The sequence below is a fragment of the Rhodococcus sp. 2H158 genome, assembly GCF_053764755.1.
Map to the genome: position 1 here is coordinate 257509 of NZ_JBSNCE010000002.1, position 25182 is coordinate 282690.

Sequence of the window (25182 nt, forward strand, 5' to 3'; positions counted from 1 at the left end):
TCGCGATGTCGTATTCCACGCTGCGCAGCCGACTGGTCCGGTCGGCTGCGGTCGCAGCCACTCTCGTCACCCTCGCCGCGGGAGTCGCGGCCTGCTCGTCGGGGTCGGAGACCACCACCACCGAGGACGGTCGCACCGTCCTGCGCTACCAGGGCGCGGCCGGCCAGGTCACCTATCCCGAACTCGCGGAGAGCCTCGGTTACTACGAGAGCGTCGCGCTGGACTGGGTGGGCGACACCACCAGCGGTCCGCAGGACATCCAGTCCGCGGCCACCGGCCAGACCGAGTTCGGCGGCGCATTCAACGGCGCCGTCATCAAGCTCGCCGCCGCCAACTCGCCGATCACGTCGGTCATCAGCTACTACGGCTCCGACCAGGAGTCGTTCAACGGCTACTACGTGCTCGAGGACAGCCCGATCCGCACCGCCCGGGATCTGATCGGCAAGAAGGTGGGGATGAACACGCTCGGTGCCCACCACGAGTTCCTCGTCCGCGAATGGCTCGCCCAGCAGGGACTGACCCCGGACGAGATCAAGCAGGTCGAACTGATCGTCGTGCCCCCGGTAAACACCGAGCAGGCGCTGCGGGAAGGGCAGATCGACGTCGGCACCCTCGGCAGCGTGTTCCGCGAGACCGCGGTCTCGCGCGGCGGAATCCGACCGCTGTTCACCGACGAGTCCCTGTTCGGGGCGTTCAGCTACGGCACGTACGTCTTCCGTGACGACTTCATCGCCGAGAACCGGGACGCGGTGGCGGATTTCGTGCAGGGCACGGCGCGGGCCGTTCGCTGGGCGCAGACCACCCCACGCGACGAGGTCATCGCCGAGTACAAGGAGATCATCAACGGCCGCGGCCGCAACGAGAACACCAACCTCGTCGAGTTCTACAAGAGCCCCGGCGTCGCCGGTCCGGGCGGGACGATCACCGAACAGGAGATCCAGACCTGGCTCGACTGGCTCGCCCGGAACGGCGAACTGCCCGAGGGCACGTTCACCCCGGCCGACATCTACACCAACGAATTCAACCCCTACGCCAACGGCACCTACGAACCGTCGAGCGGTCCGAACGGTGAACCCGTCGAGGAGGCCAGATGAGCACCACCCCGAAGCTCCGTCTCGAGCACGTGACCAAGCAGTTCCCGGTCCGCGGTACGGACACCGCGTTCACTGCCCTCGACGATGTCAGCCTCGACCTGGCCGACGGTGAGTTCCTCGTCCTCGTCGGCCCCAGCGGCTGCGGCAAGTCCACGCTGCTCGACCTTCTCGGCGGGCTGAGCAGCCCGACGTCGGGACGGATCCTGCTCGACGGACAGCCGATCTCCGGGCCGGGCCTGGATCGGGGCATCGTCTTCCAGCAGTACGCGCTCCTGCCGTGGCGCACCGCGCGGCACAACATCGAATTCGGCCTCGAGGCGAAGGGCCTGCCCCGGCGACAGCGCCGCGCGCTGGCCGAGCACTACCTCGAGCTGGTGGGGCTGCGCGGGTTCGGCGATCGCTATCCGCACGAGCTGTCCGGCGGCATGAAACAGCGCGTCGCGATCGCCCGGAGCCTGGCGTTCGACCCCGAGGTGCTCCTCATGGACGAGCCGTTCGCCGCCCTCGACGCGCAGACCCGGGAGTCGTTGCAGGACGAGCTGTTGCGGATCCGGCACGAGACCGGCAAGACCATCCTGTTCATCACCCACGGCATCGACGAGGCGATCTACCTCGGACAGCGCGTCGCCGTGCTCACGTCCCGGCCCGGGCGAATCAAGACCGTCGTGGACATCGACATCGATCGCACCGTCGACGACGTCCGGTCCGGCGAGGCGTTCCGACACTACCGACACCGGATCTGGTCGTTGCTGCACTCGGAGGTCGAGCGCGCGCAGCACCACGAGTTCGGTGCCGCAACCCAGGAGGTGCAGCATGTCTAGTCCGAGCGCCACGCTGATCGACCCCGTCGAGCTCGACGGGGCCCTCGCGGAGCAGCGACCCGCGCCGGCCGTGCCCGCCCCGGGCGCCGGGACCGGACGCCGGGTCGGTGCCGTCGTATGGCGCGGTGTGAAGCCGGCCCTCGCGATCCTCGCCTTCCTCGCGGTCTGGGAGACCGCGCCTCGGCTCGGGCTGGTCGACGAGGTGTTCCTGCCGCCCTTCACCGTGGTCGCGGAGGCCTTCACCCAGCTGATCGGCAGCGGCCAGCTCGCCGAACACCTCGGCGCCAGCCTGTCCCGGGCCGTCACCGGATTCGTGATCGCAGTGCTCGTCGCGATCCCGCTCGGGGTGGCGATCGGCTGGTACCGGCCGGTGGCCGAGTTCCTCAATCCGATCCTCGAGCTGTTCCGCAACACCGCCGCGCTCGCACTGCTGCCCGTGTTCATCCTGATCCTGGGCATCGGCGAGACCTCGAAGGTGGCGCTGGTGATCTACGCGAGCACCTTCCCGATCCTGCTCAACACCATCTCCGGCGTGCGCACCGTGGATCCGCTGCTGGTCAAATCGGCCCGTTCCCTCGGTCTGCCTTCCTACCGCCTGTTCCAGAAGGTGATCCTGCCGGCTGCCGTGCCGACGATCTTCACCGGCATCCGGATGGCCGCGGCCTCGTCGATCCTCGTGCTCATCGCGGCCGAGATGGTCGGCGCCAAAGCAGGGCTCGGCTATCTCATCACCGCCTCGCAGCTCAACTTCCAGATCCCGAACATGTATGCCGGCATCGTCGCCATCTCCCTCGTCGGCCTGACCTTCAACGGGATCCTCGTCGCAGTCGAGCGCCGACTGTCCCGCTGGCGCGCAGACCAGTAGTCCCTCCGTTCCCACGCACTCGGATAGGTTGTCATGTCCCAGTCCCCGAAGCAGTTCCACCTCAACGCCTTCCTGATGGGGGTCGGCCACCACGAGGCCGCCTGGCGGCACCCGCGCACCGACGAGCGCCGCGTCCTCGACGTCGCACACTTCCAGGAGCTCGCGCAGATCGCCGAACGCGGCAAGCTCGACTCGGTGTTCTTCGCCGACGGCCTCGCGACCGGTCCCCGCGTGGAACACAACATCCAGGCGGTCTTCGAGCCGATCACCCTGCTGTCCGCGATGGCCGTCGTCACCGAGCGGGTGGGCCTGATCGCCACCGCGTCGACCGGCTACAACGAGCCGTTCAACCTCGCCCGCAAGTTCGCCTCGCTCGACCACATCAGCCACGGCCGCGCCGGCTGGAACATCGTGACCTCGGGTGGCGCCGACGAGGCGGCCAACTTCGGCTACGACGAGACGCCGGACCACGCCGGCCGTTACGACCGCGCCGCCGAGTTCGTCGACGTCGCCGTCGACCTGTGGGACAGCTGGGACGACGATGCCGTCGAGCTGGACGTCGACAGCGGCCGCTTCGCCGACCCGGCCAAGGTACACACCATCGACCACGACGGCGCGCGGTTCACGGTGCGCGGCCCGCTGAACTCCCCGCGCTCACCCCAGGGCCGTCCCGTGCTGGTGCAGGCCGGATCCTCGGAGAGCGGAAAGGATTTCGCCGCCCGGTACGCCGAGGCGGTCTTCACCGCGCAGCGCACCCTGGCCGAGGGGGAGGCGTTCTACCGCGACCTGAAGGCCCGCGTGGCCGAGGCGGGGCGAGATCCGCACTCCCTGAAGGTGCTCCCCGGGATCGTGCCGTTCATCGGCGACACCGAGGCCGAGGCCAAGGCGCTCGAGCAGGAGTTCACCGACCTGATCTCACCGGCGTACTCGTTGCGCCAGCTCTCCGGGATGGTGGGAGTGGATCTCACCGAGCATGCCTTGGACGCGCCGCTGCCTCCGCTGCCGCCGATCGACCGGATCCAGGGCAACAAGAGCCGCTACGAGCTGGTGAAGAACCTCGCCGAGAGCGAGGGCCTGACCGTGCGCCAGCTCATCGGGAAGCTCGGCGGCGGCCGCGGGCACCGCACCTTCGCCGGCACCCCCGAACAGATCGCCGACGAACTGCAGCTGTGGTTCGACAGCGAGGCCGCCGACGGCTTCAACGTCATGCCGCCGTATCTGCCCGGCGGACTCGAGGACTTCACCACCCGCGTGGTGCCGATCCTGCAGGAGCGCGGGCTGTTCCGTACCGAGTACACGGCGGCGACGCTGCGCGGCCACTACGGGCTCGACCGCCCGGCCGGTCGCCTCGCGGCCACCGCATTCGCGGGTGCCGCGACGGCGTGAGTCCGCCCCTCGATCCGAGGCCGCTCGTCCGGACGGTGCTCGTCCCGTCCGCGATCTCCGGGTTGACCGTGGCGCTGGTGGCGCCTCGGCTTCTTTTCCGGACCGTTTCTCGGCGCCGCCGTCTTCTCGGTGCCGCCGTCATCGATCGGTACATTCCGCGATACTCGGCTTGGCCGCATCGCACGCTGCACCCGGCGTCGGCGTCCGAGAAGGCAGCACACATCACGACACCGAGTGAGGACCCACATGCGCTTCGGATTCTTCGTCCCCCAGGGCTGGCGGCTCGACCTCGTCGGCATCGATCCCGCGGAGCAATGGCGGGTGATGCGCGACCTGGCGCAGCGCGCCGACGCCGGCCCGTGGGAATCGATCTGGGTGTACGACCACTTCCACACCGTGCCCCTGCCCACCGAGGAGGCCACCCACGAGGCCTGGTCGCTGGTGTCGGCGTTCGCCGCGGTCACCGAGAACGTGCGCATCGGACAGATGTGCACCGCCATGAGCTACCGCAACCCCGCCTACCTGGCGAAGGTCGCCGCGACCGCGGACATCATCTCCGGCGGCCGCATCGAGATGGGCATCGGCGGCGGATGGTACGAGCACGAGTGGCGCGCGTACGGATACGGCTTCCCGACCGCCGCCGAACGGCTGCGCCGGCTCGACGAGGGCGTGCAGATCTTCCGGCAGGCCTGGACCACCGGCACCGCGACCCTGCACGGCAGGCACTACCAGGTGGACGGCGCCGTCGTGCGCCCCCTGCCGCTGCAGGACGGCGGCATCCCGCTGTGGATCGCCGGCGGCGGGGAGAAGGTGACCCTGAAGATCGCGGCCAAGTACGCGCAGTACACCAACTTCGACGGCACCCCGGAGGGCTTCGCCCACAAGTCGGAGATCCTGCGCGGGCACTGCGCCGACGTGGGCACCGACTTCGACGCCATCGTCCGCTCGGCGAACTACAACGTCGCGATCGGCCGGACCGAGGCCGAAGTGCAGGAGCGCCTCGACGCGCTGCGCGCGCGGCTCGAACCGTACGTCGGACCGGAGAAGGCCGACAGCGCGCTCGACGCGTTCCGGGGACTGCCCGCCGTCGGCACGCCCGAGCAGATCGTGGAGAACTTCACCGCGCTGAAGAAGCAGGGCATGACCTACGCGATCCTCTATTTCCCCGAGGCCGCGTACGACACCTCGGGCATCGAGTTGTTCGAGAGGGAAGTCCTGCCTGAACTGCGCTGACCCGGGGCCGCCGCCGGTCGTGCCGATCACATCGGCCAGCCGTCGGCCGGCACGCGTGGGTCGTCGGGCAGCAGACCCGCGACCCACGCGTCGTGCCGCACCCCGCGCTGCAGCACACCGCGCCGTTGCACCCCCTCGAAGCGGAAGCCGACGCGCCGCGCCACCGCCGCCGACGCGAGATTGGCGGCCAGCGCCCGCCATTCGATACGGCCCAGGCTCAGGCCGTCCGCGTGGAAGGCGAAGTCGCACAACAGGTTCACCGCCGCCGTCGCGAGCCCGCGGGTGCGTGCGGCCGGAGCGATCCAGTACCCGATCTCCGCGGCCGACGGGTCGCGCGCGATCAGCCCGATCGTGCCCAGCAGCGGGCCACCGGTGGTGGTCCGCACCGCCCACACCGGGCTGTGTCCCTCCCAGCCGGCGGGCACCACGTCGCCGACGAACCGTTGCGCGTCGGCGCGGGTGTAGGGGTCGGGGACCGTCGTCCACCGGACGATCGACCGGTCCCGGCAGGCGGCCGTGATCGCGTCGACGTCGTCCGGCCCGGGCACCGTGAGAACGACGGTGCTTCCGGCGAGGACGACGGGTCGCATGGTCAGCGCAGGTCGGGGGGCAGGTCCTCCGGGTCCAGCACGAGCCGGCGCTCGTCGCTGGCCGTGACCTCGTCCGAGAGGGACAGCTTGCCCTCGACCACCTTCCACTCGGTCTCGTCGATGGCGGCGGCGGCCTCCCGCAGCACCGAGGCGTCGCGGGTGCCCCATGCGATCGGCATCGGGCTGACCATCTGCCACGCGCCGCTCGTGTTGCGGGTGGTGCGGTCCGACAGCACCGCAACGCACGGCACCCGCTCGCCGACCTGCACCCGGTGCCCCGGTACGGCCGTGACGTCCCGGGCGACCAGCGCATAGCGGTGGACGCCGGTCTCCGGTTTGGCGATGTCCACGAGCGCGAGCAGCGTCATCCCGCGCGGCCGGAGTTCGGAGATCACGGCCGGCACCAGAGGACTGTCCCGGTACAGGTGCTGGATCGTGCCCACCTTGCGCGGCGCCCATACCGCAACCCACGCAGCGGTGAGCGCGGCGACGATCACCACGGCCGCGACGACGAAGGACCACGCCTGGCCGATCAGGATCAGCCACACCGCGGCCGCCGCGAACAGCACCGCCAGCACGATCCCCGACACCCGCAGCCGCCGCACCTCGGCGAGGGTCTGATTGACGGCCTTGGCGTGGGGCAGGTCCACGGGGAAGTCGAAACGGCGCACGACGTCAGCTTATGCGACCGGCTTGCCGCCGGTGGAGTCCTGTAGGGATGGCCCCGGCGGTGGTGAGGGGGGTGTTGCTGTGGAGCCCTCTCGCGCTATGGCGCAGGATCCACCCCTTCGACACGAGAACCTTCGGATCACTGCGTAGCGGCCCGTATCGCCGCGATCACCCCGGCGACGAGCAGGACCAGCAGGGCGACCACGAGCAGGACCGGAGCCAGCAGCGCCACGAGGACGACGGCGAGAGCAAGGAGGATCTTGGTCTTGATGCTCAGTCCGGACAGCAGGCCCTTGAACGCTGCCCACACGACGTTCTTGCCGGTCAGGAAAGCCCGGATCCCCTCCAGGACGGCACTTTTGATCGGGTGGCCCTCGGTGACGGAGTCGGTGAGCTGATCCGTCCACTCGGGGACCTTGCGCATCACCGCGGCTACTTGCCTCCGCGCCGCGCGCGCAAGTCGGCGAACGCGGATCTTCAGCCACTCGACGAGGGCCGCGAAGGGTCGGGGCTTGCGGCTCGGAGGAGGCTCGCCGCGACCGGTGGGTCTGGTGCGTTCCGATGCCGAGACCGGCCGGCGTGGCGTGCGATCAGGTGGCGAGGGCCGGGCCACGGTGGACGTGCGGGCCTGCTCGCGGGGCCGCTGCCGAGCCTCCCCCGCGGCGGTGGCGGTCCGCGTCCGCGGACGGGCCGGGCGCGTGGCGGTGTCCTGCCCCGGGCGGCGGCGGGGGGTCTCCGATGTCGATCGGCGGGGGGCCGTTGCCTGTTCGGTGCGTGGCTTCGGCGTCGTCCGCCGCGGTGCCGCCGGGGTCGATGTCGTGGCGGCCGATCGTCTGCCGGGTCTCCGTTCCCCGCCGGCGGTGGCCGACGCCGTCGGCCTTTTCGCCGTTCCGGACGACGGGGCCGCGCGGCGCGGCCGCTCGGTCGTCCTGGTCGAGCTGTCCCGGTCCACGGCCTTGGTAGCCGTTCGGCCGGGGCTGCCGGATGCGGTCCGGCCACCTGTTTCGCCCCGTGCGCCCATGCGAAAGGCGTACCCCTCACGCGGTCCCGGTAAACCCGCCGACCGGGGGAATGCACTCGAGCAGAATGCGCACAACGGCGCTATCGCACGCAACGGTGACCACCCACAGTGGCCTGCCCCACACTTCCGTGTAGCAGAGATCGCACCGGGCGACGACCCGGATTCTCGAACCTCCTCCGCACCGTCCACCGACGAAAGCGAGCAGATCGTGCTTGTCTTCCTCGGCTTCCTCATGGTCGCCGTCTTCATCGGATGTTCGGCGCGGATACTTCCCCGTTCACGGGGGAGAGGAAGCGCCGTCCTCCTTTCTTACATACAAGTGCGGTACTGAGTGACACATGGCCTCGAAGGTGGTGAAGCGGGCGTGCAAATACCGCTTCTATCCGACTGCCGAACAGGCTGCGGAGCTGAACCGCACGTTCGGGTGTGTTCGCCTGGTCTGGAACAAGGCGCTCGACGAGCGCCAGCGGCGGTACACCACCGAGCAGAAGCCGACGACCTATGTGCAGGCGTCGGCCGCGTTGACCGCGTGGAAGAAGACCGACGAGCTGGCGTTTCTCAACGAGGTGTCGAGCGTACCGCTGCAGCAGACCTTGCGGCATCAACAGACCGCCTTCTCCCACTTCTTCGCCAGACGCGCCCGCTACCCGAGGTTCAAGTCGCGGAAGAAGTCGCGAGCGTCTGCCGAGTACACCCGATCCGCGTTCACATGGCGCGAGGGGCACCTGACCCTGGCGAAGATGAAACAGCCCCTCGACATCCGCTGGTCGCGTGAACTTCCCGGCGATCCGTCCACGGTGACCGTGTCCCGGGACGGTGCAGGCCGCTGGTTCGTGTCGATCCTGACCGAGTGTGTGGTCGACGAGCTGCCCCCGACCGAAGCGACGGTCGGTGTCGGCGTCGGTCCGACCTCCCTTGCGGCCCTGTCGACCGGGGAGAAGATCACCAACCCCCGTCACGAGCGCCGGGACCGCCGCAGGCTGGCGAAAGCTCAACGCCACCTGTCCCGCACACAGAAGGGATCGAACAACCGGGACAAGGCCCGCCGGAAGGTGGCCCGCATCCATGCGCGGATCACCGACCGACGCATCGACTTTCTGCACAAACTGTCCACGAGGCTGATCTGCGAGAACCAAGCGATCGCCATCGAGGACCTGACGGTGCGCAACATGGTCGCCAACCACACGCTCGCCCGGAGCATTTCGGACGCGGCATGGCGTCAGCTGCGGACCATGCTCGAATACAAGGCCGACTGGTACGGGCGCGAGTTGATGGTGGTGGACCGCTGGTACCCGTCGACCCGCGTGTGCTCCGAATGTGGAGCACTGCACGACCGTCTGCCGTTGACTGTCCGAGAGTGGACGTGCCGGTGCGGCACCACCCACAACCGAGATGTGAACGCGGCCCGTCACATCCTCGCTGCCGGGCTGGCAGAGAGGTGAAACGCCTGTGGAGGCGACGTAAGACCGCAAGGATTTCTCCTTTCCGGCGGTTGCTGTCAGCAGGAAAACCTGAGCGTGAGTTCAGGAATTCTCCGCCTTCAGGCGGCGGGGGAGGAGGTCAACATCACGACGTCCGCGATGATGTTGTTGCCGCTGCATCTCAAGCTGCGGGTGAGCCGGTGGTGCTGACGGTCGTCGCCGGCTTGTCGAACGCGACGATGACCATCATCCCGTGGGGCGGCCCGACGGTCCGCGCAGCCAGCGCGCTCGGCCTGTCCCCGTCGGACGTGTTCGTCCCGATGATCCCGTCGCTGCTCGTGGGCCTGGTCGTCGTGCTCGGGTTCGTGCTGCACCTCGGAGTCATGGAACGCCGGCGCCTCGGCAGGATCGGGGGGTACGGGTTCACGAGGCGCCAGCACCGGCCTGGACGCGAACGGTGACGACGAGACCGGTAGTTTCGTCGCAGGCGTCGACCCGGCTCGCCCGACCCTGCGACCGAGACTGCTGCCGTTCAACGCGCTGATCACCGTCGCCCTGCTGGTCGTCCTCGGACTCGACATCCGTCCATCTCGTCCTGTTCATGATCGCCGCGGGCCTGACGCTGGCCATGATCTTCCCGCGTGTGCCGGAGCAGTCCGAGGCGATCGTCCGGCACTCGTCGAGCGTCGTCTCGGTGGTGGCTACGGTGTTCGCGGCCGCCGTCCTGACCGGAGCCCCGTCGGCGAACCGGCCTGCCTCGGCCGCGACCGCCAGCGCCGCCGACACGGTGTCGGCGCCGACGAACGCGGCCAACTCCACCGCCGCGGCCATCTTCGCCCGGATCCGGACGACCCGACCGCCGAGGTGGCGACCAGCCAGGCATGCGCCCCGGGCCCGAGATCGAGGAACCGGGCCTCGGCCGCGGAGCGGGATTTCGGTCGTGGTGGCCGTGGTGCCCCGCCCGGTTCCTGCGGGTAATCCGGGTAATTCGCCGAGTCGATCCTTGGATTCCCCGGTGTCGACAGCAGATGTCGCGCAACCTCACTCAGACCGCGCCGGCCAACCCCGGTGGCGTCGAATAGCGCACCGACCCGAACCGGATCGTCTGGTCGGTGCCGACGCTGCGGGTGAACTGCCCGACGGCTCCGGCATCGACCTGATCCGCGAACTCGACTGCGACGCATTCGTACTCGGCGCGGCCGCCGAGGGCACGACGGTGCGGGCCGCGCTGGCCGCCGGTGCCTCGGGGTATCTGGTCAAGCCGTTTCCCAACACCGAACTCGCGCGGCGGTTGTCGGCGTACGCGCAGTACCGGCGTCTCGTCGCCGGCGCCGAACTCACCCAGGCCGAGATCGACTCGGCGCTCGCCGCGCTGCGCCCGGCGCCGTCGGGCGCCGGCGACAGGACGCCCCGATCGGTGACCAAGGAACTTGTCCTGCAAGCTCTCTCGTCCTCGAACGCGCCCCTGTCGGCGGGGGAGGTGGCGGCGACGATCGGGGTGTCCCGCGCGACCGCCCAGCGTTATCTCGCCGCGCTCGTCACCAAGGGGCAGCTGCGGATGCAGCTGCGGTACGGCAGCACGGGACGACCGGAACAGGAGTACCGCCTCCCGCCCGGCTGAACCGGCCGGCGGTCAGCCGATGGTGGGGCCGAGCAGATCGTCCGCGTCGGTGATCCGGTACGCGTAGCCCTGCTCGGCGAGGAACCGCTGCCGGTGCGCGGCGTACTCGGCGTCGAGGGTGTCGCGCGCGACGACCGAGTAGAAGTGCGCCTGCCCGCCGTCGTGCTTGGGGCGCAGCAACCGGCCGAGGCGCTGCGCCTCCTCCTGGCGCGAGCCGAACGTACCGGACACCTGCACCGCCACCGACGCCTCGGGCAGGTCGATCGAGAAGTTCGCGACCTTCGACACGACGAGCACCTTCAACTCACCGGCGCGGAAGCGGTCGAACAGCTCCTCGCGCTCCTTGTTCCGGGTCGAGCCCTTGATTACCGGCGCGTCCAGCGCCTCGCCGAGCTCGTCGAGCTGATCGAGGTACGCCCCGATGATCAGGGTGGGGGAGTCGCGGTGCCGGTCGAGGATCGACTTCACCACCGCGATCTTCGTGTGCGCGGTCGAGCACAGCTTGTACCGCTCCTCGGGCTCGGCCACCGCGTACGTCATCCGTTCCGCATCGGTCAGGGTCACCCGCACCTCGACGCATTCCGCGGGCGCGATCCAGCCCTGCGCCTCGATGTCCTTCCACGGTGCGTCGTAGCGCTTGGGGCCGATGAGCGAGAACACGTCGCCCTCGCGACCGTCCTCGCGCACGAGGGTCGCGGTGAGGCCGAGCCGGCGCCGGGACTGCAGGTCGGCCGTCATCCGGAACACCGGGGCGGGCAGCAGGTGCACCTCGTCGTAGATCATCAGCCCCCAGTCGCGGGAGTCGAACAGCTCGAGGTGCCGGTATTCGCCCTTCGTCTTGCGGGTGACGACTTGGTAGGTGGCGATGGTGACCGGGCGGATCTCCTTCTTCTCCCCGGAGTACTCGCCGATCTCGTCCTCGGTGAGCGATGTGCGGGCGATCAGCTCGCGCTTCCACTGCCGGCCCGCGACGGTGTTGGTCACCAGGATCAGGGTGGTGGCGCCCGCCTTGGCCATCGCGGCCGCACCCACCATCGTCTTGCCCGCCCCGCACGGCAGCACCACCACGCCGGAGCCGCCGGCCCAGAACGAGTCCGCGGCCATCTCCTGGTAGTCCCGCAGGTGCCAGGGATGGGTCTCGAAGTCGAGGCTGATCGCGTGCGCCTCACCGTCGACGTAGCCGGCGAGGTCCTCGGCCGGCCAGCCGACCTTGAGCAGCATCTGCTTGAGCCGGCCGCGCTCGCTCGGATGCACGATCACGGTGTCGTCGTCGAGCCGGGCGCCGAGCATCGGCGCGATCTTCTTGTTGCGCATCACCTCCTCGAGCACCGCCCGGTCGAGGCTGACCAGGGTCAGGCCGTGCGCGGGGTTCTTCACCAGCTGCAGCCGGCCGTAGCGGGCCATGGTGTCGACGATGTCGACGAGCAGCGGCTGCGGGACCGCGAACCGAGAGTGGGTGACCAGGGCGTCGACGACCTGCTCGGCGTCGTGCCCCGCGGCGCGGGCGTTCCACAACGCCAGCGGGGTGACCCGGTAGGTGTGCACGTGCTCGGGGGCGCGTTCGAGCTCGGCGAACGGCGCGATGGCCTGCCGGGCCTCGTTCGCGAGGGCGTGGTCGACCTCGAGGAGCAGGGTCTTGTCGGACTGGACGATCAACGGTCCGTCGGCCACGGACGCCTCCTAGCACGGGAACAGGCAGAACCTCCCCATTCTCCAGGTGCGGCGGCAGGCCCGCCACCGGCCGCCGTCACTCCACGAGCGCAACCGTGGTGATGCGATGCAGCACGAAGCTGCGGACCGTGCCCGCGGCGGGGTCGAACGCCTCGAGCTGCCCCCCACCCACGGCGACGGGATCGACGATGCGGTGGGTGGCGACACCCTGCGCGTCGACGTAGCCGATCCGGACGCTGCGCTTGCCGTGCGCGGCGAGCTGCAGCAGCGCCATCGTCGCGGCACCACCCGTGCGGGTGCCGTCGCCGCGGACCGTGGTGCCGCGCGGGGCGGCTGCGGCCCGGTCCCCGGCGCGCAGCGTGCGGATCAGGGTGTCGAGTTGCTCCCCGGTGGGCGGCGTCGGTCCGATGTAGCGGGGCCGTGCCCGCGGCACCGACACCCGGGCGCCTCGCGGCCGCAGGTCCAGCACCGCGCCGGTGGCGTCCTCGCCCGCGGGCGCGAAGCCCGCACCGCGCAGCTCGGCGAGCACCTCCGCCAGCGGCGCCTGCGACACCGCGACCGTCGGCGCGACGGCCCGCAGGGCGAGGTGGCCGGCGACGGGGTGACCGAGCACCTCGGCCAGCAGCGCCGGGTCGTCGGAGCGGACGAACGAGGCGGCGATCCCGGCGCGGAGCCGGCCGTGACGGCGGGCGACGTCGTCGATCAGGTAGGTCAGCGCCTGGGGGACGGGAGTGCGCGAATGCGTGGCGAACAGGGCGTGCAGCTCGGCGGCGCCGGTGCCCGCGTCCAGGGCGCGGCGCACGCCGGCCTCGCTCACCCGGTACACCGTGGCCGCGCCCGCCGACTCGACGTCGGCGACGAGGGCGATGCGGTCCGCGAGTTCGGGCACCAGCGGGCCGGGCGCCACCACCGTCAGGTCGGCCTGGACCAGCACGTAGTCGACCGGTTCCGGCAGGACCGCGGCCATCTCGGCCTCGGGATCGCCGCCGTGCAGCAGCGCCTTGCCGGGCGAGGCGAGAGCGCCGTGCGCGACGACGGCCAGCGCCGTCGCCTCCCGCAGCGTTTCGGCCACCGTGTCGCCGCCGAGCCGGGCCGCCCACCGCGGCCGCCGCCAGGCCAGCACGGCTCGCGCCGACTCCGCGCCGGGCGCCGACCCGGGCACCTCGGCGAGCAGCTCGAGCAGCAGGCGCCGCTCGCGCGGCGTAGCGGTGGACTGGCACTCGTCGGACAGCGCGGCGATCGGCTTGTCCGTCGCGTCGCGGCGCCCGACGAGCCACGGACGTCGCGGCGCGTCGAGCCACGCGCCCGCGAGCACGGCCCAGCGCTGCGCGGGCGGCGCGTTCGACCAGCCGTCGGCGGCGGTGGTCGGCGCCCAGTAGTCGTCGATGTCCGTCGGGGGCGGCGGCTGGGGCACGCCCCGCGAGATCAGGCCGGCCGCGGCGAGCACCTCGACGAGCAGCGCGGCGAGCTGCTCGTCGACGTCGACGGTCTTGGCGAGGCGGCGCAGTTCGCGCACGCCGAGGCCCCCGGACTTGAGCGCGGGCGCGGGCAGGGCGGCGAGCGCGTCGATCAGGTTCTCGCAGTGCCGCAGCAGCTCGAGGGCGGCGCCCGCCGCGGTGGCGTTGACCTCGGCGACGACGTGCGTCGCGGGCAGCGGCCGGGGCGGGGTGAGGGCGGCGGGGTCGAAGGGGGCCTCGCCGCGCAGTGCCTGACCGACCCGGTGCGGCAGCTCGACGGTCTCGTCGTCGAGCCGGATCAGCAGCCCGGCGGTGATCAGGCGCTGCACGGGCCGGTCGGCGGGTGTGCCCGGCGCGGCGTCGCGGGTGCGCCCGACGGGCGAGGTGCGCGCGAGGGTGTCGAGCAGGCTGCGCTGCGCCGGATCGAGGTCGGCGAGCAGGGTGCCGAGCTCGGCCGGGGCCGGTAGCTGCTCGGGGTCGGGGCTGCGGCCGATTCGCCACGGCACCGCCTCGGCCGCGGCCTTGATCAGCCGCAGCCCCTCGGCGGGACCCCACACGAGCGACAGCCGGCGCAGGCGGTCGAGGGACCGGTCGACGTTCTTGGCGGTGACGCGGCCGGACACGGAGTCGAGCAGCGCCCGGCGGGTCACCGGCTCCCGGTCGGCGCCCAGCCGGGTCAGCGCGTCGACCACACCGAAGTCGAGGACGGTGAGCTCGTCGGCGGCGCGGAACACCGAGGCACGTTGCTGCGCGCGGCCGGCCAGGACGGCCATCGTCGCGGGTGGCGGGACCACCAGGTCGGGGCGCGCGCGCAGCAGCTCGGCGAGGTCGGCGTCGCGGCGGTCGCTCAACCAGCGCGCGAGCGACTCCGGGCCGGTCTCCGGCGCGGCGGGGTCGGTGGCGGTCATCGAGACCAGATTAGAGACCTGAAGTAGCTGTCCGTGAACCTGCCTGCCAAAATGAGCGCATGGCTGACAATTCGAAGAAGCAGTATGTCGATCCGGGGTGGCCCAAGGTGGCGGACGGGGACCACGCCGTCACCGAGTTGTCCTCGACTCGTTCCGGCCCGTTGTCCCCGTATGGCGAGGAGATGGAGTTTCCGTTGCCGGTCGACTCCCTGCCGTACACCCACCCCCGCACCGTCATCAACCGCTGATCGAAGCACGAAAGAGCCCCGCACCGGAACGGTGCGGGGCTCTTTCGTGCGTCTGTGCCGGGTGTCAGTTCGGCAGGGCGGCGTTGACCGCGTCGACGAGGTTCTGGTCGACGGCGATGCCGGCCTGGCGCAGGGCGTCGAGGCCCTGTTCGAAGCCGGCCCGCAGGCCCTGGGCCTCCGCGGGCAGAGCGGGAAGCTCGGGCACCTCGGGGGCGGCCTCGACGACCGGGGTGTTCTGGACGGTGCCGGCGCTCGTGGACGGGGCGCTGCGCTGCGTCGGGCTGCTGCTCAGGCCGAGGCTCGAGGAGCAGGACGGCCACGCGCCCCAGCCCTGGCCGGCGAGCACGCGCTCGGCGACGGTGATCTGCTGCTCGCGGCTGGCCTGGTTGGCGGTCGCCGCGTACTCGCCGCCGCCGTAGGCGTTCCACGTGCTGGGGGAGAACTGCAGGCCACCCTGGTAGCCGTTGCCGGTGTTGATGCCCCAGTTGCCGCCGGACTCGCACTGCGCGAGGCGGTCCCAGTCGGAGTCGGGAGCGGCGTTGGCGGTGCCGCTGAAGGCGACGCCCGTGACGCCGAGAACGGCGCTGGTCAGCGCGAACTTGGCGACGGTGCGGCCGGTGTTGGTGGGTTTGCGATGGCGTCCGCTCATGTCGGTTCCGGTTCCTCTCCGTACGCGCCTACGAGGTCAGCTGTCGGGTTCGGGCTGAAGAGGTAGCCCGGCCTCCTCGCCGGTGGGCGATTCGGCTTCACCCCAAGGACCGTCGCCGTGGCGGCGATCCGGGTGCCTCCTGGGAATCGGTGTTCCCTGGGAGACCGTTGGGTCCCCCGCTTCCTGCTCCCGTGGATCGTTTGTCGGGACACCCGGAATCCGCGGAGCAGGATTTGGCGCGACGGACCCGGGGTGGCCGAACCAACCGGCCGGAGACGACGGTAACGGCTCGAGGCGGGGATTGTCACCAATTGATAACGCCGAGCGCGGCGAGGGCGGCGCACGAGTGGCGCGTGTGGCGGGATGAAGTCGCAGGTAGGGACCAAGGTCCATCGCCGGTGCCGGTTCGCGACCTCGCCGTTATGCCGGTGTTATGTGAGGAACGTCACATGTAACTCGGGCGGTTGTCCACCGGGACGATGTCCTTCCCGAGCGGCATCAGCGAGATCGGCACCATCTTGAGGTTCGCGAGCGCCAGGGGGATGCCGATGATCGTGATCGCCATCGCGATCGCCGTCACGACGTGACCGAGGGCCAGCCAGATGCCGGCGACGACGACCCAGATCACGTTGCCGATCAGCGACCCGGCCCCCGCCGTGGGCTTGTCCACCACCGTCTTGCCGAACGGCCACAGCGCGTACATGCCGATGCGGAACGAGGCGATGCCGAACGGGATGGTGATGATCAGCACGAAGCAGATCAGCCCCGCCAGGAAGTACCCCAGCGCCAGCCACAGCCCGCCGAAGACCAGCCAGATGATGTTGAGCAGAATCCTCACGTGCGGTCCCTTCCACGGGAGCGCCGGCCGGAGCGCAGCGCGAAGGTCAATGCCAGCACGAAGCCGAGCGGCCAGGCGAGAGTCAGCAGATACAGCACCAGGCCCGGTCGGCCGTCGGTGACGGCGGGGGTCAGGAAGATCGCCACCACGGCGACGATCCCGACCAGGAAACATGCCAGCGCGGCCTTGAGCAGGCCGTTGCCCGGTGCGGAAGAACTGGAGGTGCCCACGCGTTCCACCGTAGTGCTTCCCCGCCCGCCCGCGCCGCCGCCGGACTTTCGAAGGTGGACTCCGCCGCGGGTACACTGACGCATGTCTGCGCGTCCCGCACTCGAAGCGGGGCGCGTTGTTTTGCATATCCACTCGTGCCCCCGGGGGCACGGCTGTCGAGGAGCGGGTGAACGCAGTGCCTACCGGCAAGGTGAAGTGGTACGACATGGAGAAGGGCTTCGGCTTCCTGTCCCAGGAGGAGGGCGAGGACGTCTATGTGCGTGCCTCCGCGCTCCCGGCCGGGGTCGAGGGCCTCAAGCCGGGTCAGCGGGTCGAGTTCGGCATGGCCGCGGGCCGTCGCGGACCGCAGGCGCTCAGCCTGAAACTGCTCGATCCGCTGCCGTCGGTACGCCAGGGCGGGCGGCGTGAGGCGGCCCCCCAGAAGCGGCACTCGCCCGACGAGCTGCACGGCATGGTCGAGGACATGATCAAGCTGCTCGAGGCCACCGTGCAGCCGGAGCTGCGCAAGGGCCGCCATCCCGAGCGCAAGACCGCCCAGCGAATCTCCGAGGTGATGCGGGCCGTCGCGCGCGAGCTCGACTCCTGACGTCCGGCGTCGGGCCGACCCGACGCGAGAGGGGCCTTCCGGGACAGCACCCGGAAGGCCCCTCTCGCATGCCGGACGGGGGTCAGAACGTCTGGATCGCCCACACCGGCGCCTGCTCCCCGGTGGCGGGAAGCTGCAGCACCACATTCAGCAACTGCGCGCCGGGATCGGACGGCACCGTCACGGCCCGGGCCTGACCGGGCGTGTAGTCGCGGAACCCCTCGAAGATCTCGCCGGTGCGGGGATCACCGTAGGTGACGTTCAGCCGCCAGTCCGAGTCGGTGATCTCCGACGGCAACGACAACTGCAGCGGCCGCCCCGCCGGGACCTCGAGCATCACGGCCTCGAGGCCGGCGCACGTACCGTCGGCGCTGCACAGGCCGGGCTCGACCGTGACCGTACGGCCCTGCGCGTACGCCGTCACCGTGGGCAGGCTCGGCGGTGCGGAACGGACGAGGGCGACCACGACCGCGGTGAGCCCGCCGATCGCGACCAGCGCCACGATCACCAGGATCGCGATCGTCTTCTTCGTCCGGGGCTGCAGTCTCATCACGTTCCGTTTCTGGTCGTACGTCCGCCTGGCCGCGGGATGCGACCGGTGGTCTCCTGGGTGGCGTGTTCCGGGCGTTTGCCACCGAAGCCCGGAACGACGGTGCCTCCACGGTAGGTGAGGATCGTCTGCGTCAGACCGAGGGCCAGCACGACGGTGACCACGGTGAACCCGAGCCAGTACTCGGTCGGCAGCAGGACCCCCAGGGCCCCGCCGAACACCCAGCTCAGCTGCAGCACCGTCTCCGAGCGACCGAACCCGGACGCGATGGACTCCTCCGGCAGGTCCTGCTGCAGCGACGCGTCCAGCGACACCTTCGCCAGCGCGCTCGCGCAGGATCCCACCAGCGCCACGAGGGCCGCCGTGATCAGGTTGCCGGTCGCGGCGGCCAGCGCCGCCATCACCGTCACGGCCGCGGTGCACCGCACCACGATCAACGCGGGACGGCCCAGCGTGAGCCGCGCACCGGTCGCGTTGCCGGTGAAGTTGCCGATGGCGGCGGCCGCGCCGACCAGACCCAGCATCGCCGCCTGGACCAGGGGCTCGTGCTCGGTCTTCGACTTGGCGACGAACGCGATGAACAAGGTCAGGAAGCCGGTCAGCACCCGGATCGTGCCGTTGCCCCACAAACCGGTGAGCACGGCCCGTCCCAGCGGCTGCCGGCGGCTCTTCGCGCCGCCGGCGGCGCGCGCGGGCGTCGCGATCACTTCGGTGCGGGTCCCGACGACCTCGGTGCGGGACTCGGCGCCGTGATACGACAGCGTGGCCGGCACCTCGCCCTCGGTGACCTCGACCCACGACGGGATCCGCATGCTCAGGTATGCGCCGAACGCCGTGATGACGGCGCACAGCCACAGTGCGCCGGACGATCCGAACATCCAGGCCGCGGCGGCGGCGACGGCCCCGGCGCCCATCGTGCCGCCCACCAGGCCGAACACCGTCAGCCGGGAGTTCACCCGGACCAGATCTATCTCGGGCGGCAGCACCCGCGGCGTCACCGCCGATTTGAGCACCGCGAACGATTTGGACAGCACCATCATCGCCAGCGCGGCGGGGTACAACCCCCAGCTGTCGAAGTTGAACACCAGCACCACGGCGAGCACGGTGCGCGCGGCGAACGACGTTGCCAGCGCCAGCCGGCGGCCGTGCTGCAACCGGTCGAGCAACGGACCGATCAGCGGGGCGATCACCGCGAACGGGGCGATCGTGATGAGCAGATACAGGGCGACCTTCGTCTTGTCCTCGCCCGTGGCCGCCGAGAAGAACAGGGTATTGGCCAGGGCCACGGCGACCGCCGCGTCGCTCGCGAAGTTCGCCATCGTCGCGTAGGTCAGGGCCGTCAGGCCCGAGCGGTCCGCACCGTCCGCGGTGGCGGCCCGGCGGAACGTCGCGATGCCCTTGCTCGTGAGCTCACGGCTGCGCAGCGCCGCGACGCGGGTGACCGTCAGCTTCCGCGGCATCCGTGGGGCCCGCGGGGCGCCGGCGCGCTCCCCGCGGGAGAAGTCGTCGCCCCGGTACCTGCGGGCGTCCTCGACCGGGTGCAGCGGCGGCAGGGGGGTGCGTCGCGCAGACGTGCGCCGCGGCGGCGGATAGTTGCCGTTGCCGGGGTGCGGGGCCCGGGCCGACGGGCGGGGACCACCGCCGACGTCGGCGCGACGGCCCGCGTCGTCGTGCGCGCGTTCCTCGTCCGAATCGGTCACGGCACAATTCTGTCGCACCGGGCGGATCGGTGTTCGGTGGCGTGCCCCACCTGCGGCGCAGTCACGGCACGAACCGCACCTCGAACACCGCCGGCCAGTACTTGCCGGTGACGAGGAAACGATCGGTACCGGGCAGGTGTGCGATTCCGTTGAGCACGTCGATGCGCTCGCGCTGCCCGTCGGTGAGCCGCTCGCGCAACGCCCCGGCGTCCACCACGGCGGTCACCCGGCCCTCGTCCGGGTCGATGCGCAGGATTTCGTCGGTCTTCCACACGTTGGCGTACACGGCGCCGTCGTCGGTGCATTCGAGTTCGTTGAGACGGGTGACGGCGCGGCCCTCGCGCAGGACCGTCACCCGGCCCGTCTCCGCGAAGGTCCCGGGGTGCCGGAACTTCAGCTCCGCGGTGCCGTCGCTCATCACCAGCCGGTCGTCCTGGGCGCACAACCCCCAGCCCTCCCCGTCGTAGTCGGCGCGGCCGCGTTCGGCCAGGCTGTCCCGGTCGCGGGCGACCGCGACCCCGTCCCGCCACGTCAGCTGCCACACTGTGGAGCCGGCGACGGTGATGCCCTCGCCGAACATGTCGTCCGGCACCGGCACCCGGACCCGTTCGGCGCCGGTGGCCAGCGACCGCGCCGCGATCCACGACCGGCCGGACAGGCCGGTGCCCTCGAGCAGCTCGTCGCCGGACACCTCGAGGCCCTGCGTGAACGCGGCGGGATCGTGCGGATGCACGGCCACGATCTCGGCCCGCAGGCGCTCGGGCGGCGGACCCGGATCCGCCGGGGCGGAGTCGCACGCGGCTGCCGCGACGCAGGCGGCTACCGCGGCCGCGACGGAGAGCGGACGGCGGCGCATGCCCACATGATGGCAGCCGAGGGTCGCGGCGGCGGTTCCGTGCGGCAGAATGGGGTCCGTGAGTGGTGTGCCTTCCTCAGTTGCGTCCGGCTCCGCGTCCGCCTCTACCGAACAGCTCGTGCAGCCTCTGCTGGCCGACGCCGTCGACGTCGCGCGGGCCGCGCTGCTGGACGCGGGAGAGACCGGCGTCGGCGCGTACCTCGGCGTCGCGGCCGAGGACGACTGCGCCGCCACCCACCGGTTCGCCGCGGAACTGCCCGGGTACCGGGGCTGGCAGTGGGCCGTCGTCGTCGCCGCCGCACCCGGCTCGGACCGGGTGACGGTGAGCGAGCTGGCGCTGCTGCCCGGACCGGACGCGCTCGTCGCGCCGCGGTGGGTGCCGTGGAACGAGCGGATCCGGCCCGGCGACCTCGGTCCCGGCGACCTGCTCGCGCCCCCGGCGGGGGATCCGCGCCTCGTGCCCGGCTACGTCGCCACCGGCGACCCCGAGATCGACGAGACGGCCCTCGAGATCGGCCTCGGCCGCACGCAGGTCATGAGCCTCGAGGGCCGCCTCGAGGCGGCCCAGCGCTGGTACGACGGCGACTACGGCCCCGACTCGGAGATGGCCAAGGCCGCGCCCTCGACGTGCCGGCTGTGCGGGTTCTACCTTCCCCTCGCGGGTTCCCTGCGGGCAGCGTTCGGGGTGTGCGGCAACGAGTTCGCCGCCGACGGCCACGTGGTGCACTCGGCGTACGGGTGCGGCGCCCATTCGGACACCACCCTGCCGACCGGCGCGGGCTCCCCGGTCCACGAGGCGTACGACGACTCCGCTGTGGAGGTCGTCGCCCTGCCGCCGGCCGGGGCGAGTGCGGAGGCGCACGCCCAGGCCGGCGCCGACGACCGCGGCGCCGCCCCGGTGGACGCGGAAGGCACGGCCCCGGAGGCCACGGAGGAGACCGGGTCCGGGAGCGCCGAGGGCACGGAGAGCGCCGAGGACACGGAGAGCGCCGAGGACACGGAGAGCGCCGAGGACACGGAGAGCGCCGAGGGCACGGAGAGCACCGAGGACACGACCGCCGAGCCGGCCGCAGCCGCGCCGCCGGAACAGACCGACTGAGGATGCCGCGCCCCGACCCCGCCGACCCCTTCGGGACCGCGGCGCTGCGCGAGGGCACCCTGCTGGCCTGGGCGTCGTCCCCGACGCGGCTGCGGGAGGATGCCGCCACCGAGGCCGATCTCGTCCGGGCCGGCTACCGGGACCGGGTGCTCACCGAACTCGCGCAGAACGCCGCCGACGCGGCCGCGCGCACGGGCGTGCCGGGCGCGCTGTGCCTGTGGCGCGACGGCGACGACCTGCACGTCGCGAACACCGGTGCGCCGCTCGACGAAGCCGGCGTGCAGGCGCTGACGGCGCTGCGGGCGTCGAGCAAGACCGGCGGGGTCGGCCGGTTCGGGGTCGGCTTCACCGCCGCGGCCGCGGTGAGCGAGGACATCGAGATCCGTTCGCGGTCCGGCTCGATCGGCTTCTCCGCCGCGCACACCCGGGACGCGCTGGCCGACCGCGGCCTGCCCGCCCCGGAGTCCGGCATCCCGGTGCTGCGCCTCGCGTGGCCGGCGTCCACGCCGCCGGCGCCCGGCTGGGACACCGAGGTGGTGCTGCGGCTGCGTCCCGGCATCGACGCGGAGACGCTGCTCGACGGGTTCGCCGCGGAGGCCGTGGATCTGCTCCTCGAGCTGCCCGCACTGGCCGCCGTCACGGTGGGCGGCCGCGAGCTCACCCGCACCTGCACCGAAGCCGAGTCCGGACTGCGCGTCGTCGCCGTCGGCGAGCGGACCTGGTGGGAGTACGCCGGGCCCCACGCCCGCTGGCTCGTTCCCGTCGTGGACGGGGTGGTGGTGCCGGTGCCGCAGGACGTGCTGCGCGCTCCCACCCGCTCCGACGAGGAACTCTCGTTGCCCGCGCTGGTGATCGCCGACGTACCGATGCAGCCCGACCGGCGCCGCCTGCTCCCCGGCGCCCCGGTGGCCGGGCTCGCGCGCGGCTACGCCGGCTTCGTCGCGGCGCTGCCGCCGCGGCAGCGGCCGTCGATGGTTCCGGTTCCCGGCTTCGCGCGCAGCGAGGTCGACGCGCTGCTGCGCGAGGCCGTGCTGCAGGAGCTGCGCTCGCATCCGTGGCTGCCCCCGGCCGGCGGCGGCGACGATCTGGTCCCGGACCGGGCCACCGCGCTGACCGGTCTCACCGACGAGCTCGCCGCCGTCCTCGCCGACGTCGTGCCCGGCCTGATCCGGCCCGATCTGTGCGGGCCGCGGTACGCTGCGGCGCTCGGCGCCGTCGACGTGCACCGCCTCGGGCCGGCGCGGATCGCCGAGCTGCTCGCCGGGGTCGAGCGCGAGCCTGCGTGGTGGTATCGGCTGTACGAGGCGCTCACCCCGCTGGTCGTCGACTCGGTGGTGGCCGAGGAACTCGCCGCGATCCCGGTGCCGCTGTCGGACGGCCGGACCGTCACCGGGCCGCGGACCGCCGTGCTGGGCACGGACGTCGGGCATCTGCGCATGCCGTGGGTGCGCCTCGTGCACCCCGACGCCGCGCATCCCCTGCTGACCCGGCTCGGCGCCGGCACGGTCACGGCGGCGGATCTGCTCGCGGACCCGGCGCTGCTCGCGGCGGTCGAGGACGTCGACGTCGACGACCATGAGGCGACGGCCGAACTCGCCGATGTCGTGCTCCGGCTGGCGGCGCAGGTACCGGCCGAGGCGGTGCCCCGGGAGCTGGGGGCGCTGCTCCTGCCCGACATCGACGGCGAACTCGTGCCCGCCGACGAGCTGTTGCTGCCGGGGGCGCCCCTCGCGGACGTGCTGGTCGAGGACGCGCCCTTCGTCACCCTCGATCCGCAGGTGGCGGAGCAGTACGACGCGGAGGCGCTGCGGGCCGTCGGCGTCGGATGGGGTTTCACGGTGCTGCGTGCCGAGCTGCCCACCGGTCCCGATCACGACCTGCCCGACGAGGAACAGTGGTGGGGAACCCTCGACGAGGACCCCGAGTCGCTCGTGGCGGTGCGCGACCTCGACCTCGTCGACGACGCCCGCTGGGACCGGGCCCTGTCGCTTCTCGTCGCCGAACCCGGCACGGCTGCGGCCCTGGGCGACCGGCGCGGCTACACCGCCTGGTGGCTGCGCACCTACGCGTCGCTGGGCGGCCGGACCCTCGGGCACCTGCGCGCGCCCGACGACGAGGCGTTCGCCGGTCTGCTCGACCCCTGCCCGCACCCGGACGCGGACCGCCTGCGGCCGTGCCTGGCCGCGACGGGCGTCGAGAGTACGGAGACGGCCGCGCTGCTTCTCGACCGACTCGCCGACCCCGACCGCACCCCCGCCCCGGCCGTCACCGCCCACGCCCACGCCGCCCTGGCCGCGGCGAGTGCCGCCGGCATGCTCGACCTCGACGCCCTGCACCTGCCCGACGCCGTCCGCAGCCTCGCCGGGCCGATCGTCGACGCGGCGGACGCGCTGGTGCTGGACCGGCCGTGGCTCGCCGCCGTGGTGCCCGCCGACCGGCTCGTGCTCGGCACCCTGCCGACCGCACAGGTCCTCGCCGACCTCCTCGACGTCCCCCTCGCCTCGGCCGAGGTGTCCGGACACGTCACCGGCCCGGGACGCGCGACCGGATGGCGGAACGAGCCCGCCGCGGTGCTCGCGGCGGCCGTCGCGCGGCGGCCGTTGCCGCGCGGACCCCTCGTCGTGCACGAGCGGCTGACCGTGCGCTGCTCCGGCGCGGTCACCGGCGAGCGCGACGTCTCGTGGTGGGTCGACGGGAGCGGTACGACGCACTGCACCGGGCCGGGACTGGCCGCCGCCGTCGCGGCGCTCTCGCCGCCGGAGCCACGATGAGCATCGACACGACGACCCTCGACGGCGTGGTGGAGCTCCGCGAACCCACGCTGACCGCCGCCGTCACCGCCGTCACCCACACCGGCGGTACCGTCGCCGTCGCCGTCGTCACGACGGCGCTGACGATGCTCATGCTGCGCGCAGGCCGTCGCGACGATGCGCTGCTCCTGTCCGCGACGATCCTGACGGGCTGGCCGTTGATGAGTCTGCTCAAGCTGCAGTTCGGGCGGGAGCGCCCGCCGCAGCCCGCGCGCCTCGTCGAGCTGACCACCCACTCGTTCCCGTCCGGGCACGCCATGATGACCGCGATGCTGGCGACGGTGCTCGCCGTCGTGATCGCCCGGCAGTCGCCGCCCGGCAGCCGCCGGGCGCTCGTGGCGTACTGCGCCCTGGGCGCCTACACGCTCGCGGTCGGGCTCTCGCGGGTCTACCTCGCGGCCCACTGGCTGACCGACGTCGTCGCCGGGTGGCTGCTGGGGTCGTTGTGGGCGCTGCTGTGGGTGGGGTTGATCACGCGGGTGCGGGCCCGGCTGTGACCGCGGCCGTGGGGCCGGGCGACATGGGACCCGCTCGTCAGTCCAGTCCGACCTGCGCGCCGCGCCGACCCAGCCGAGCGGCCCGGCGCTGCACGAGGTACACGGCGAATCCCAAGAACCCCACAATGATTCCCGCTACACACACGGGCAGGGCGGCCGGCCACCGGTCGCCCGCGGCGAGCACGACGATCATCGCCACCGTCCACAGTGCCGTGCCGATCGCCAGCGCGGGACGGGGATCGGCGAGGCGCCGCGTCCGCTCGGCAACCGTTTGCGCGTCGTTCACGATTTCAGGCTAGTCCAGCCCGATTGCAATAATCTCCCGTTGCGACGCAGCCCCCATCCCAGAGCGGAAGTCGAT

Annotated in this window: 24 protein-coding genes, 1 pseudogene and 1 riboswitch; of the genes and pseudogenes, 13 read left to right on the forward strand and 12 right to left on the reverse strand. The window is 71.9% G+C overall.

Features of this window, described 5'->3' with window-relative positions; all coding sequences use genetic code 11:
* Nucleotides 1-5: 5 nt before the first annotated feature.
* From ACWPOB_RS02975 to ACWPOB_RS02995, 5 genes are all read left to right on the forward strand, one after another.
* Entirely contained in the window at nt 6-1094 is a 1089-nt protein-coding gene (locus tag ACWPOB_RS02975) for an ABC transporter substrate-binding protein (protein WP_455399846.1), read from the forward strand.
* Complete coding sequence (locus ACWPOB_RS02980) at nt 1091-1915, forward strand: ABC transporter ATP-binding protein (RefSeq protein ID WP_029541783.1); 825 nt, start codon at nt 1091-1093, stop codon at nt 1913-1915. The genes ACWPOB_RS02975 and ACWPOB_RS02980 overlap by 4 nt, the downstream gene beginning before the upstream one ends.
* Nucleotides 1908-2780 carry an ABC transporter permease gene (locus ACWPOB_RS02985; protein WP_006931126.1) on the forward strand — a complete coding sequence of 291 codons (873 nt, stop codon included), beginning with the start codon at nt 1908-1910 and terminating at the stop codon, nt 2778-2780. The genes ACWPOB_RS02980 and ACWPOB_RS02985 overlap by 8 nt, the downstream gene beginning before the upstream one ends.
* Nucleotides 2781-2813: 33 nt before the next feature.
* Entirely contained in the window at nt 2814-4166 is a 1353-nt protein-coding gene (locus tag ACWPOB_RS02990; RefSeq protein ID WP_455399847.1) for an LLM class flavin-dependent oxidoreductase, read from the forward strand.
* 246 nt (nt 4167-4412) lie between these two features.
* Nucleotides 4413-5399, forward strand: a complete 987-nt coding sequence (locus ACWPOB_RS02995; RefSeq protein WP_455399848.1) for an LLM class F420-dependent oxidoreductase — start codon at nt 4413-4415, stop codon at nt 5397-5399.
* Between the two features lie 26 nt (nt 5400-5425).
* Here the strand turns inward: ACWPOB_RS02995 and ACWPOB_RS03000 are convergent, their stop codons facing one another.
* The 3 genes from ACWPOB_RS03000 to ACWPOB_RS03010 all read right to left on the reverse strand — a co-directional run bounded on the left by ACWPOB_RS03000 (nt 5426) and on the right by ACWPOB_RS03010 (nt 7082).
* Entirely contained in the window at nt 5426-5989 is a 564-nt protein-coding gene (locus ACWPOB_RS03000; RefSeq protein ID WP_455399849.1) for a GNAT family N-acetyltransferase, read from the reverse strand.
* Nucleotides 5990-5991: 2 nt separating this feature from the next.
* Nucleotides 5992-6660 carry a DUF3239 domain-containing protein gene (locus tag ACWPOB_RS03005; protein WP_455399850.1) on the reverse strand — a complete coding sequence of 223 codons (669 nt, stop codon included), beginning with the start codon at nt 6658-6660 and terminating at the stop codon, nt 5992-5994.
* Nucleotides 6661-6797: 137 nt separating this feature from the next.
* Nucleotides 6798-7082, reverse strand: a complete 285-nt coding sequence (locus ACWPOB_RS03010; protein ID WP_455399901.1) for a hypothetical protein — start codon at nt 7080-7082, stop codon at nt 6798-6800.
* Between the two features lie 935 nt (nt 7083-8017).
* On the opposite strand from ACWPOB_RS03010, the gene ACWPOB_RS03015 reads away from it, so the two are divergent.
* From ACWPOB_RS03015 to ACWPOB_RS03025, 3 genes and pseudogenes are all read left to right on the forward strand, one after another.
* Nucleotides 8018-9121, forward strand: coding sequence for an RNA-guided endonuclease InsQ/TnpB family protein (locus tag ACWPOB_RS03015; RefSeq protein WP_455399851.1), 1104 nt, complete (start codon nt 8018-8020; stop codon nt 9119-9121).
* Nucleotides 9122-9244: 123 nt separating this feature from the next.
* A pseudogene (locus tag ACWPOB_RS03020) lies at nt 9245-9833 on the forward strand (citrate:proton symporter); the annotation flags it as partial.
* Between the two features lie 282 nt (nt 9834-10115).
* Nucleotides 10116-10721: a helix-turn-helix domain-containing protein gene (locus ACWPOB_RS03025; RefSeq protein ID WP_455399902.1), complete on the forward strand. Its 606-nt coding sequence runs from the start codon at nt 10116-10118 to the stop codon at nt 10719-10721.
* A gap of 12 nt (nt 10722-10733) precedes the next feature.
* Here the strand turns inward: ACWPOB_RS03025 and ACWPOB_RS03030 are convergent, their stop codons facing one another.
* Nucleotides 10734-12392, reverse strand: coding sequence for a DNA repair helicase XPB (locus ACWPOB_RS03030; RefSeq protein ID WP_455399852.1), 1659 nt, complete (start codon nt 12390-12392; stop codon nt 10734-10736).
* Between the two features lie 76 nt (nt 12393-12468).
* Complete coding sequence (locus ACWPOB_RS03035) at nt 12469-14757, reverse strand: helicase-associated domain-containing protein (protein ID WP_455399853.1); 2289 nt, start codon at nt 14755-14757, stop codon at nt 12469-12471.
* Between the two features lie 59 nt (nt 14758-14816).
* On the opposite strand from ACWPOB_RS03035, the gene ACWPOB_RS03040 reads away from it, so the two are divergent.
* The gene (locus tag ACWPOB_RS03040; protein WP_006936172.1) at nt 14817-15005 is read left to right on the forward strand and encodes a hypothetical protein; all 189 of its coding nucleotides are present in this window, start codon (nt 14817-14819) and stop codon (nt 15003-15005) included.
* A 64-nt stretch (nt 15006-15069) separates the two neighbouring features.
* Here ACWPOB_RS03040 and ACWPOB_RS03045 read toward each other — a convergent pair whose 3' ends face one another.
* The 3 genes from ACWPOB_RS03045 to ACWPOB_RS03055 form a co-directional block, all read right to left on the reverse strand.
* Nucleotides 15070-15654, reverse strand: a complete 585-nt coding sequence (locus tag ACWPOB_RS03045) for a resuscitation-promoting factor Rpf1 domain-containing protein (RefSeq protein ID WP_100058320.1) — start codon at nt 15652-15654, stop codon at nt 15070-15072.
* A gap of 9 nt (nt 15655-15663) precedes the next feature.
* A riboswitch (cyclic di-AMP (ydaO/yuaA leader) is annotated at nt 15664-15863 on the reverse strand.
* Nucleotides 15864-16099: 236 nt separating this feature from the next.
* Nucleotides 16100-16492, reverse strand: a complete 393-nt coding sequence (locus ACWPOB_RS03050) for a YccF domain-containing protein (protein WP_100058319.1) — start codon at nt 16490-16492, stop codon at nt 16100-16102.
* The gene (locus tag ACWPOB_RS03055) at nt 16489-16731 is read right to left on the reverse strand and encodes a hypothetical protein (protein ID WP_100058318.1); all 243 of its coding nucleotides are present in this window, start codon (nt 16729-16731) and stop codon (nt 16489-16491) included. The genes ACWPOB_RS03050 and ACWPOB_RS03055 overlap by 4 nt, the downstream gene beginning before the upstream one ends.
* Nucleotides 16732-16898: 167 nt before the next feature.
* Between ACWPOB_RS03055 and ACWPOB_RS03060 the strand changes: the two genes are divergently transcribed.
* On the forward strand, nt 16899-17309 hold the full coding sequence (locus ACWPOB_RS03060) for a cold-shock protein (protein ID WP_455399903.1): 411 nt from the start codon (nt 16899-16901) through the stop codon (nt 17307-17309).
* An 82-nt stretch (nt 17310-17391) separates the two neighbouring features.
* Here the strand turns inward: ACWPOB_RS03060 and ACWPOB_RS03065 are convergent, their stop codons facing one another.
* From ACWPOB_RS03065 to ACWPOB_RS03075, 3 genes are all read right to left on the reverse strand, one after another.
* Nucleotides 17392-17859, reverse strand: coding sequence for a DUF2771 family protein (locus ACWPOB_RS03065; RefSeq protein ID WP_100058316.1), 468 nt, complete (start codon nt 17857-17859; stop codon nt 17392-17394).
* On the reverse strand, nt 17859-19559 hold the full coding sequence (locus tag ACWPOB_RS03070; protein WP_455399854.1) for an MFS transporter: 1701 nt from the start codon (nt 19557-19559) through the stop codon (nt 17859-17861). The genes ACWPOB_RS03065 and ACWPOB_RS03070 overlap by 1 nt, the downstream gene beginning before the upstream one ends.
* 61 nt (nt 19560-19620) lie before the next feature.
* Nucleotides 19621-20415, reverse strand: a complete 795-nt coding sequence (locus tag ACWPOB_RS03075) for a glutaminyl-peptide cyclotransferase (protein WP_455399855.1) — start codon at nt 20413-20415, stop codon at nt 19621-19623.
* Between the two features lie 49 nt (nt 20416-20464).
* Between ACWPOB_RS03075 and ACWPOB_RS03080 the strand changes: the two genes are divergently transcribed.
* The 3 genes from ACWPOB_RS03080 to ACWPOB_RS03090 are packed head-to-tail and all read left to right on the forward strand — an operon-like array spanning nt 20465 to nt 24821.
* Complete coding sequence (locus tag ACWPOB_RS03080; RefSeq protein WP_455399856.1) at nt 20465-21514, forward strand: DUF3027 domain-containing protein; 1050 nt, start codon at nt 20465-20467, stop codon at nt 21512-21514.
* A gap of 2 nt (nt 21515-21516) precedes the next feature.
* A complete protein-coding gene (locus ACWPOB_RS03085) occupies nt 21517-24285 on the forward strand; it encodes a sacsin N-terminal ATP-binding-like domain-containing protein (protein ID WP_455399857.1) in 2769 nt (922 codons plus the stop codon).
* On the forward strand, nt 24282-24821 hold the full coding sequence (locus ACWPOB_RS03090) for a phosphatase PAP2 family protein (RefSeq protein ID WP_455399858.1): 540 nt from the start codon (nt 24282-24284) through the stop codon (nt 24819-24821). Before ACWPOB_RS03085 ends, ACWPOB_RS03090 begins: the two co-directional genes overlap by 4 nt.
* A gap of 37 nt (nt 24822-24858) precedes the next feature.
* On the opposite strand, the gene ACWPOB_RS03095 is transcribed toward ACWPOB_RS03090, so the two are convergent.
* Nucleotides 24859-25107: a DUF2530 domain-containing protein gene (locus ACWPOB_RS03095; RefSeq protein ID WP_455399859.1), complete on the reverse strand. Its 249-nt coding sequence runs from the start codon at nt 25105-25107 to the stop codon at nt 24859-24861.
* Nucleotides 25108-25182 lie beyond the last annotated feature (75 nt).